At 64.5% G+C, this 9,137-nt stretch carries 9 protein-coding genes; 4 read left to right on the forward strand and 5 right to left on the reverse strand.

Features of this window, described 5'->3' with window-relative positions; genetic code table 11:
- Both VK533_RS04920 and VK533_RS04925 read right to left on the reverse strand, forming a co-directional pair.
- The coding region (locus tag VK533_RS04920; RefSeq protein ID WP_324375556.1) for a PA domain-containing protein at positions 1 to 1,057 on the reverse strand (1,057 nt) is incomplete at its 3' end.
- Between the two features lie 72 nt (positions 1,058 to 1,129).
- On the reverse strand, positions 1,130 to 1,522 hold the full coding sequence (locus tag VK533_RS04925) for a hypothetical protein (RefSeq protein ID WP_324375557.1): 393 nt from the start codon (positions 1,520 to 1,522) through the stop codon (positions 1,130 to 1,132).
- A 163-nt stretch (positions 1,523 to 1,685) separates the two neighbouring features.
- Between VK533_RS04925 and gpmA the strand changes: the two genes are divergently transcribed.
- The 3 genes from gpmA to VK533_RS04940 are packed head-to-tail and all read left to right on the forward strand — an operon-like array spanning position 1,686 to position 3,910.
- Entirely contained in the window at positions 1,686 to 2,372 is a 687-nt protein-coding gene (gene gpmA / locus VK533_RS04930; protein WP_324375560.1) for a 2,3-diphosphoglycerate-dependent phosphoglycerate mutase, read from the forward strand.
- 3 nt (positions 2,373 to 2,375) lie between these two features.
- Positions 2,376 to 2,858 (forward strand): 5-(carboxyamino)imidazole ribonucleotide mutase, encoded by a 483-nt coding sequence (gene purE, locus VK533_RS04935; protein WP_324375562.1) that lies wholly within the window; start codon positions 2,376 to 2,378, stop codon positions 2,856 to 2,858.
- Positions 2,855 to 3,910: a 5-(carboxyamino)imidazole ribonucleotide synthase gene (locus VK533_RS04940; RefSeq protein ID WP_324375564.1), complete on the forward strand. Its 1,056-nt coding sequence runs from the start codon at positions 2,855 to 2,857 to the stop codon at positions 3,908 to 3,910. The genes purE and VK533_RS04940 overlap by 4 nt, the downstream gene beginning before the upstream one ends.
- Here the strand turns inward: VK533_RS04940 and VK533_RS04945 are convergent.
- The 3 genes from VK533_RS04945 to VK533_RS04955 all read right to left on the reverse strand — a co-directional run bounded on the left by VK533_RS04945 (position 3,907) and on the right by VK533_RS04955 (position 6,811).
- A complete protein-coding gene (locus VK533_RS04945) occupies positions 3,907 to 4,413 on the reverse strand; it encodes a GNAT family N-acetyltransferase (RefSeq protein WP_324375565.1) in 507 nt (168 codons plus the stop codon). The genes VK533_RS04940 and VK533_RS04945 overlap by 4 nt on opposite strands.
- A 16-nt stretch (positions 4,414 to 4,429) precedes the next feature.
- Positions 4,430 to 6,331, reverse strand: a complete 1,902-nt coding sequence (locus VK533_RS04950) for a CocE/NonD family hydrolase (RefSeq protein ID WP_324375568.1) — start codon at positions 6,329 to 6,331, stop codon at positions 4,430 to 4,432.
- Between the two features lie 180 nt (positions 6,332 to 6,511).
- Entirely contained in the window at positions 6,512 to 6,811 is a 300-nt protein-coding gene (locus tag VK533_RS04955; RefSeq protein ID WP_324375569.1) for a hypothetical protein, read from the reverse strand.
- A gap of 109 nt (positions 6,812 to 6,920) precedes the next feature.
- Between VK533_RS04955 and VK533_RS04960 the strand changes: the two genes are divergently transcribed.
- Positions 6,921 to 9,137: AAA family ATPase (locus tag VK533_RS04960; protein ID WP_324375571.1), on the forward strand; the 2,217-nt coding region annotated here is incomplete at its 3' end.

A 9,137-nucleotide genomic window follows, 5' to 3' on the forward strand; every position in this document is an offset into this window, starting at 1 on the left:
CGGAGAGCGGATCAGCCGCGCCCATCACCCAACCGTCATGATGATTGCCGCGCACGACCCATTGATCGGGCAGGGTCGCGCCCTTGATCGTCGCGATCACGTCGTAGATCGGTTTCAGCGACCAATCCGATTTGACCGCGAGATGAACCTTGGTCTGGCCGTCGCCGCCGGTGTGATAGGTGAACGGCAAGGAGCCCTGCCAGCCGCCCGGACCGGCCGGCCCGCCTAGATGCGCGAGCAATTTGGACGCGTCGGCATAGGACATGGGCAGGACCGGGATCTTGAGAATGGTGGTCGCTTCGGCGCGCGTCAGCCGTTTCGCGTCTGCGGTCGCGCCGATGCCGGGGGTAAGCGGGTCGCCGGGATAGATCGGCATATCCATCACCGATCCGCGCTGGACCGCGAAGGGCGGCCGCATCCCGCCCTTGGGATAGACGTCGTCCCGCGCATAGCCGTCCTGCGCGGGGTCCGAATAGATGATGCAGCCCGCCGCACCATGCCATTGCGCCAGCAGTGGCTTCAGGCCGCGCCAGCCGACGCCGTAGCGCGCGATCACGATCTTGCCCTTCACGTCGATCCCGCGCCGAGCGAGCGCCTTGTAATCGTCGGGCATGCCGAAATTGACATAGACCAGGTCGGCGGTGACATCGCCGTCGCCCTGATAGGCGACATAAGGCGGCAGCGCGCCCGCGACGCTCGACGTATCGTCGCCGGTCACGGGCGGTTCCTGTCCGCCGAGCATGATATGCTCGGGCGCGATCAGCTCGACCGTGGTCGAGATCGGAGTGGGGTAGAGGACCTGAAAGGTCTCGATATGCGCGTCCCAGCCCCAGGATTTGAACAGGCCGAGCATGTAATCCGCATTGGCCTTGTCGTGCGGCGAACTGACATGATTGGGCGCCGACGACATCGCCTTCAGCCATTCGAGCTGATCGGCCGAACTTACGCCCGCGTCGAAAGCAGCCTCGACCGCTTTCTGATCCATCGGTCGGGCGTACGCGGCGGTGGCAAGAGCGAGTGCGGCAACGCCGCCCAGCAAGGTGCGCTGTAAGATCATGAGGTCCCCTTCTTCTTGAAGGGGAACGTGCGTCAGTGTGGTTCAGGTTGCAACCGGTGACGCAGCGAACGGTCAGGGCAGCGCGATCTGCGCCACCACGGCCGGGCTCGCCGCCATCGCGGTCCGGGTCAAACCAGCGGGCTGGGCGAGCACGACCAGCGCCGATGCGGTCGCGGGAACGGCTGCCCCCTTGCCCAGCGCCACCAATGTCCGGCCACTGGCATTGGCCGTGGCGAGCGGGGCAGGGGCGAGGATCGCCCCCTCGCTGTCGACGAACCATGCATGAAGCTGCATTGGCTTACTCGCCAAGCCGGACTGCGGCGCGAGCGAGACGCTTTGCAGGTGGGCATCGTTATCGAGCGTGGCGGTGATCCGATAATCGCCGGCCTGCGTGCTGCCCGACCAAGCCAAAACGGGGCTTGCGACGGTAAAGGCGAAGGCGAGCAAAGTGGTACGGAATATCATCGGGAACCCCCACGCAGCGGCCAGACGGGCCAAATCCTGCATGTTCAAGCGCTTGGGCGCGGGCGAAGGTTCCCTGCGCGATCGCTGTGCGCCTTGGGGGTGACGCTTTGGCTTCGGGCCGCTACAGGGCTCGCCATACCGACAAAGGGAAGCCGCTACCTTCATGCCGACGCTTGTCCTCATCCGCCACGGCCAGTCGACCTGGAACCTCGAGAACCGCTTCACCGGCTGGTGGGACGTCAACCTGACCGAGCTCGGGATCGAGGAAGCGCGCACCGCGGGCGAACTGATGGCGGCCAAGGGGCTCGATTTCGATCTCTGCTTCACCAGCCTGCAGACCCGCGCGATCAAGACGCTCAACCTCGCGCTCGAAGCGATGGGGCGGCTGTGGTTGCCGGTCGAGAAGGACTGGCATCTCAACGAGCGCCATTATGGCGGGCTGACCGGCCTCAACAAGGCCGAGACGGCGGCGCTGCATGGCGACGATCAGGTGAAGATCTGGCGCCGCTCGTTCGACATTCCGCCGCCCGCGCAGGAAAGTGGCAGCGAATTCGATCTGACCAACGACCGCCGTTATGCCGGGATCGATATTCCCAACACCGAAAGCCTGAAGGACACGATCGCGCGCGTTCTGCCTTACTGGGAGGCGCGGATCGTGCCCGAACTGAAGGCGGGCAAGCGCGTCGTGATCTCCGCGCACGGCAATTCGTTGCGGTCCCTGGTCAAACATCTGTCGCATATCTCCGACGACGAGATCGCCAGCCTCGAAATCCCGACCGGTCAGCCGATCGTTTATCAGCTGGACGGCAATCTCGCGGCGACCGACCGCTATTATCTCAACGAGCGCTGAGCGATGACGCAGCCCCTCGTCGGCATCATCATGGGCAGCCGCTCGGACTGGGCGACGATGCAGCATGCCGCGCAGATGCTGGAGGCGCTCGGCGTCGCGCACGAGAGCAAGGTCGTCTCCGCGCACCGCACGCCGCAGCGGCTGTACGATTATGCGCAGGGTGCGGCCGGGCGCGGCCTCAAGGTCCTGATCGCGGGCGCGGGCGGGGCGGCGCATCTGCCGGGCATGGCCGCGTCGATGACCACGCTTCCTGTGCTGGGCGTGCCGGTACAGTCGGCGGCGCTTTCCGGCCTCGATAGCTTGCTCTCGATCGTACAGATGCCGGGCGGCGTTCCGGTCGGTACGCTCGCGATCGGCAAGGCGGGCGCGATCAATGCGGGCCTGCTCGCGGCGCAGATATTGGCGTTGTCCGATGCCGAACTCGCCGGGAAGGTCGCCGACTGGCGCGCGCGCCAGACCGAGGCGGTGGACGAAGCCCCCGAATGAGCGTCATGCCGGGTTCGACAATCGGTATCTTGGGCGGCGGCCAGCTGGGCCGCATGCTCGCGATCGCGGCCGCCAATCTGGGGTACCGCACGCACATCTACGCGCCGGGCATGAGCGGCCCCGCGAGCGAAGTGTCCGCGCGTTGGACGCACGGCGCCTATGACGACAAGGCGGCCGTCGCGGCCTTCGCCGCGCAGGTCGACGTCGTCACCTACGAATTCGAGAATGTCGAGGTGGAGGCGCTACGCGGCCTGCCTGGCGTCCGTCCGTCGGTAAGGGCGCTGGAAGTCGCGCAGGACCGTGTCGCCGAGAAGAGCTTCGTCGAGGCGGTCGGCGGTCGGCCCGCCCCGTTCTGGCCGGTCGACAGCCTCAAGGATTTGAAGGACGCGTGCAAGATGATCGGCGCGCCCGCCATCCTGAAGACGCGGCGCTTCGGCTATGACGGCAAGGGCCAGGCGCGTATCACCGAAACCGGCCGCGCCGAAACCGCCTGGACCTTGATCGGCAAGCAGCCCGCCGTGCTTGAAAAGATGATCAGCTTCGACGCCGAATTCTCGATCCTGCTCGCGCGCGGATTGGATGGTTCGGTCGTGCAATGGGATGCCATCACCAACGTCCACAAGGACGGCATCCTCGATATCTCGACCGTGCCGCCGAAAGGCATCGTTGCCCGGCAGGCGGACGAAGCGGCGGCGCTGGCGGCGCGGATCGCCGGCGCGCTCGATTATGTCGGTGTGCTCGCCTGCGAGTTCTTCGCCAGCAGCGAAGGCCCAGTTTTCAATGAGATGGCGCCGCGTGTTCACAATTCGGGTCATTGGACGATCGAAGGATCGGTGACCTCGCAATTCGAAAACCACATCCGGGCGATCTGTGGCCTCCCGCTCGGTTCGACCGAGCTGACGGGCAAACATACCGAGATGCGCAACCTGATCGGCAACGAGGTCGAAAGCTGGCCGCACATCCTGGCCGATCCGAAGGCGCACCTCCACCTCTACGGCAAGACCCATGTCAAGCCGGGCCGCAAGATGGGGCACGTCACCAAGATCGGTTAGAGCCTTTTCTCCATGAAGATGAGGTACGGCATCAGCCGGGCGGGATAGGTCAGATAGGGCGCGATTGGTTCGAAGCCGGCCGCTCTGTACAGCGCGATCGCTTCCTTCATCAGATGGCCGGTATCGAGCCGCATCGCGGCGAAACCGTCCGCTTTGGCGGACGCGATCAGCGTATCCAGCAGTTTGCGACCCAGCCCCAATCCGCGCGCGTTTTCTCCGACGAACAGGCGCTTGAGCTCACAAATATCGGCCGAGAGCGTCTTGTAGGCGCCGCCCGCGACAATTTGCTCGTCGATCCGGGCGATCATGGTGCGGCCGTTGGGCGGCCCATATTTGGCCACCAGCATCTTCAATTCCTCGTCGAGCGCCTGATAGCCGAACACTTCCGCGACGAACCATGGCATCTCGCGATAGCGTTCGCGGCACCAATCGACATAGGCGCGGCAAACTTCACCGAAACCGGCAAAGTCGGCAGCCGACCGCGCTTCCTCGATCGCAGGCAATCCCGACGGCATGGGCTCAGCGGACGACCGGCAGCTCGATATAGCTTTCGTTCGCGCCGGCGACGGTCACCTTCTGCGTTGCCGCGACATAATCGGCGGGCTTGGCGAAGAAGATGTTGGGCACGAACGTCTGCGGATTGCGGTCGTAAAGCGGGAACCAGCTCGACTGGATCTGCACCATGATGCGATGGCCGGGCAGGAAGACGTGGTTGGCTTGCGGCAGGCCGAAACTGTAATCGAGCGCGGCATTGGGCGTCAGCGGCTTGGGATCGCTCAACGATTCCCGATAGCGACCCCGGAAGATGTCCATCGCCACCGCGAATTGATAGCCGCCCATCGTGCGATCGATCGGTACCTGATCGGGATAGACGTCGATCAGCTTGACCACCCAGTCGCTGTCGGTTCCGCTCGTGGCGGCGTTGAGATGGACGATCGGCTGTCCGCTGATCGTCACCGGCGCGGTCAGCACGTTGGATGTGAAGGTCAGCACGTCGGGCCGCGTCGAGGCGTTGCGTTGATCGGTGGTGAGCCATGCCTTCCAATGATCATCCTCGTAGCTCACCGGCCGGATGGGGCGCGACACGAAGGTGACGGGGTGCGTCGGATCGGAGACATAATCGGCGGTCGCCGCCGCGCCGGATGCGGGGTCGAAACCCAGGCCCATGCCGGGCTTGAGATAGAGTTTCGCGTTTGCCGGCGCTGCCGGCCAGCCGTTCAACCGCTGCCACTGGTTGGTGCCCGACTGGAAAGCGGTGACCGGCGCGACGTCCATTGGCGTGCCCTTGAGATAATGGGCAAGGAAGGGCGCCAAGACGTGCCAGCGCCACCATTTGGCGGCGTCCTGATCCCATTGGATATTGCCGGTGCGGTTGCCGTCATCGATCTCCTGCCCGTGATACCAGGGTCCGAACGACAGGAAGACCATGTCGCCGCTTGTGTCCTTGGGCTTGAGCAGTTTGTAGACTGCGGGCGCGCCGTAAATGTCTTCCTGATCCCATAGCGACGCGACCAGCATCACCGGCACCTTGAGCGGCTGGTCGGCTATGATCCGGTCCATCGCCTGGCTCTGCCAGAACTGATCGTAGGCGGGATGCTCGGTCAGCTTCTTCCAGAAGCCGATCTGATCCATGGCGTGGATCCGGCCAAGTTCGCCGGCGGAGCCTGCGCGCAGGAAATCGTCGTAGAGGTCCGCGCTGCGCCACCAGAATTTGGCGATCGCCGGCTGATCGCGCGTGCCGACCTGTTCCCAGATATAGTCGATGTTCATCTGGCGGAACGCGCCATTGTGGAACCAGTCGTCGCCGCGCCAGCCGTCGACCATCGGGTTCATCGGCACCGACACCTTGAGCGCCGGATGCGGATTGACCAAAGCCATCAGCGGCTCGAACCCGTCATAGGAAATGCCGAGCGTGCCGACCTTGCCGTTCGACTGCGGCAGATGCTTCACCAGCCAGTCGATCGTATCGTACGTGTCGGTCGCGTCGTCGACCTTGGTGGGATTGAGCCCGCCGCCCGTCAGCGGCCGGTTCATCACGTAGGTGCCTTCGGAATGATATTTGCCGCGGATATCCTCGATCACGCGGATGTAGCCGCCGGCGACGATGATATCGGCGGCATTGTCATAGCCGTCGAGCGCGCCGGCCATATTGCCGCTCGGGAGGTTCCCGCTCAGCGCCTCGGCATCGTAGGGCGTGCGCGTGAGCAGGATCGGCGCGTCCTTGGCGCCCTTGGGGGTCAGGATGACGGCGTGCAGCTTGACCCCGTCGCGCATCGGGATGTCGACCAGCCGCCGGTCATAATCCCAGCTTTGCATCGACGTGACGAGCGTGGCGGGGGTTTCGTTGTACGCGGGCGGCGCGGCCAAAGCGCCGCTGGCCAAAGCCGTTCCTGCCGCAAGACAAAGTGCCGCCCGGATCATGCGCATTTCCTCAGATATGAAGGAGCGCACTATCCGCCTGCGTAATGACTCTGTCTAGGCTAGAGCCTGATCGTCATCTGTGGAAGCGCTGCGCGCTTCCACAGATGACGTGAATCAGGCTCTATTCAAATGGTTGAGACCTTGATTCACGACCCAGACGCAGCCTGGATCGATCAAGGTCTAGGCGCGCATGCCCATGATCGGGAAGCTGCCGAAGATGCCGGCCTTGACCTTGCCTTCGAGGCTGTCACCCGTGACGGTCGCCTTGCAGGTGAGCGTGACCGGCATCGGCTTGGAAATCTGCATCGTCCAGCTGAGCGTGTTGCCGTCGACCGAGCCCTCGGGAATGTCCTTGCTGCCGATTCCGCCCTCGGCCGACCCGGTGAAGCTGTCGCCATTGCTGTTAACGGTCAAAACGAATTCCTGTTCGCCCATCGGGCTCTCAACCGTACAGTTCCACTTGCCGTCGACGTCGGCCATGCCAATCTCCTTGCCAGGGTCGCGCCTTCGCGGCTGACGGGATAAAGATCAAGCGACGGCTTGTGTTGCGGAAATATCACACCATATCGCGGCGGAAGAGGGAGAGTGCATGAATCTCGAAAAGTTCACCGACCGCGCCAAGGGTTTCCTGCAGGCGGCGCAGACGGTCGCGATCCGCAACAGCCACCAGCAGATTGCGCCTGAGCATCTGCTCAAGGCCTTGCTCGAAGACGAGCAGGGCATGGCGTCAGGTTTGATTGCCAAGGCCGGCGGCGACGCCAAGAAAGCGCTCACCGAAACCGACCTGGCACTGTCCAAGATTCCCACCGTCTCGGGCGGCGGGGCACAGCAGACGCCGGGCCTCAACAATGATCTCGTCCGCGTCCTCGATCAGGCCGAGCAGATCGCGCAGAAGGCCGGCGACAGCTACGTCACAGTCGAGCGGATGCTGGTCGCGCTGTCGCTGGCGCTCAACACGCCCGCGGGCAAGGCGCTGCAGGCTGCCGGCGTAAAGCCTGAGGCTTTGAACACCGCCATCAACGATCTGCGCGGCGGGCGGAGCGCCGACACGGCTTCAGCCGAGGATCGTTATGACGCGCTCAAGAAGTTCGCGCGCGATCTCACCGAAGCGGCGCGCGAGGGCAAGCTCGACCCCGTGATTGGCCGCGACGAGGAAATCCGCCGCACGATCCAGATCCTGGCGCGGCGCACCAAGAACAATCCCGTCCTGATCGGCGAGCCCGGTACCGGCAAGACGGCGATCGCCGAGGGCCTCGCGCTACGCATCGCCAATGGCGACGTGCCGGATGGTCTCAAGGACCGCAAATTGATGGCGCTCGACATGGGCAGCCTGATCGCGGGCGCCAAATATCGCGGCGAGTTCGAAGAGCGGCTGAAAGGCGTGCTCGACGAGGTGCGGGAGGCCGACGGCCATATCCTGCTGTTCATCGACGAAATGCACACGCTCGTCGGCGCCGGAAAGAGCGAAGGCGCGATGGACGCCGGCAATCTGCTCAAGCCAGCTTTGGCCCGCGGCGAGCTGCATTGCATCGGCGCGACCACGCTCGATGAATATCGGAAGTATGTGGAGAAGGACCCGGCGTTGCAGCGGCGCTTCCAGCCGGTGTTCGTGGGCGAGCCGACGGTCGAGGATACGATCTCGATCCTGCGCGGGCTCAAGGAGAAATACGAGCTGCACCATGGCGTGCGTATCGCCGACGGCGCGCTGGTTGCGGCGGCGACGCTTTCCAACCGCTACATCACCGACCGCTTCCTGCCGGACAAGGCAATCGACCTGATGGACGAGGCCGCGTCGCGGTTGCGGATGGAGGTCGAGAGCAAGCCCGAGGAGATCGAGAGCCTAGATCGCCGCATCATCCGGCTCAAGATTGAGCGCGAGGCCTTGTCCAAGGAAACCGACGAAGCCTCCAAGGATCGGCTCGTCAATCTCGAGCGCGACCTTGCCGATCTCGAGGAGCAGTCGGCTGTGCTGACCACGCGCTGGCAGGCCGAAAAGGAGAAGATGAACGCCGAGACGGTGATCAAGGCGCAGCTCGATGCAGCGCGCACCGCGCTCGATCAGGCGCAGCGCAACGGCGATCTCGCCAAGGCGGGCGAGCTTTCCTACGGCACGATTCCGGGCCTCGAAAAGCAACTCGCCGAGGCTGAGGGCGCCGCCAAAGGCGCGATGGTGCGCGAGGAAGTCACCGCCGAGGATATCGCCGGCGTGGTCGCACGCTGGACCGGGATTCCGGTCGAGCGGATGCTGCAGGGCGAGCGCGAGAAGTTGATGCGCATGGAAGAGGTGATCGGGTCGCGTGTGATCGGCCAGGCCGATGCGGTTGCCGCTGTCAGCCGCGCGGTTCGCCGTGCTCGCGCCGGCCTGCAGGATCCGAACCGGCCGTTGGGCTCGTTCCTGTTCCTCGGCCCGACCGGCGTCGGCAAGACCGAGCTCACCAAGGCGCTCGCCGGCTTCCTGTTCGACGACGACAGCGCGATGGTCCGCATCGACATGAGCGAGTTCATGGAAAAGCATGCGGTCGCCGCCGTTTCCCGCGCCGTGCGCCGTGCACGTGCCGGTCTGCAGGACCCGAACCGTCCGCTCGGCTCCTTCCTGTTCCTCGGGCCGACGGGCGTCGGCAAGACCGAGTTGACTAAGGCACTTGCCGGCTTCCTGTTCGATGACGACAGCGCGATGGTTCGCATCGACATGAGCGAGTTCATGGAAAAGCACGCCGTGAGCCGCCTCATCGGTGCCCCTCCGGGCTACGTCGGTTACGAAGAAGGCGGCAAGCTAACCGAAGCCGTCCGCCGCCGCCCGTACTCC

It is taken from the genome of Sphingomonas sp. (genome assembly GCF_035317925.1).
Taxonomy (GTDB): domain Bacteria; phylum Pseudomonadota; class Alphaproteobacteria; order Sphingomonadales; family Sphingomonadaceae; genus Sphingomonas_I.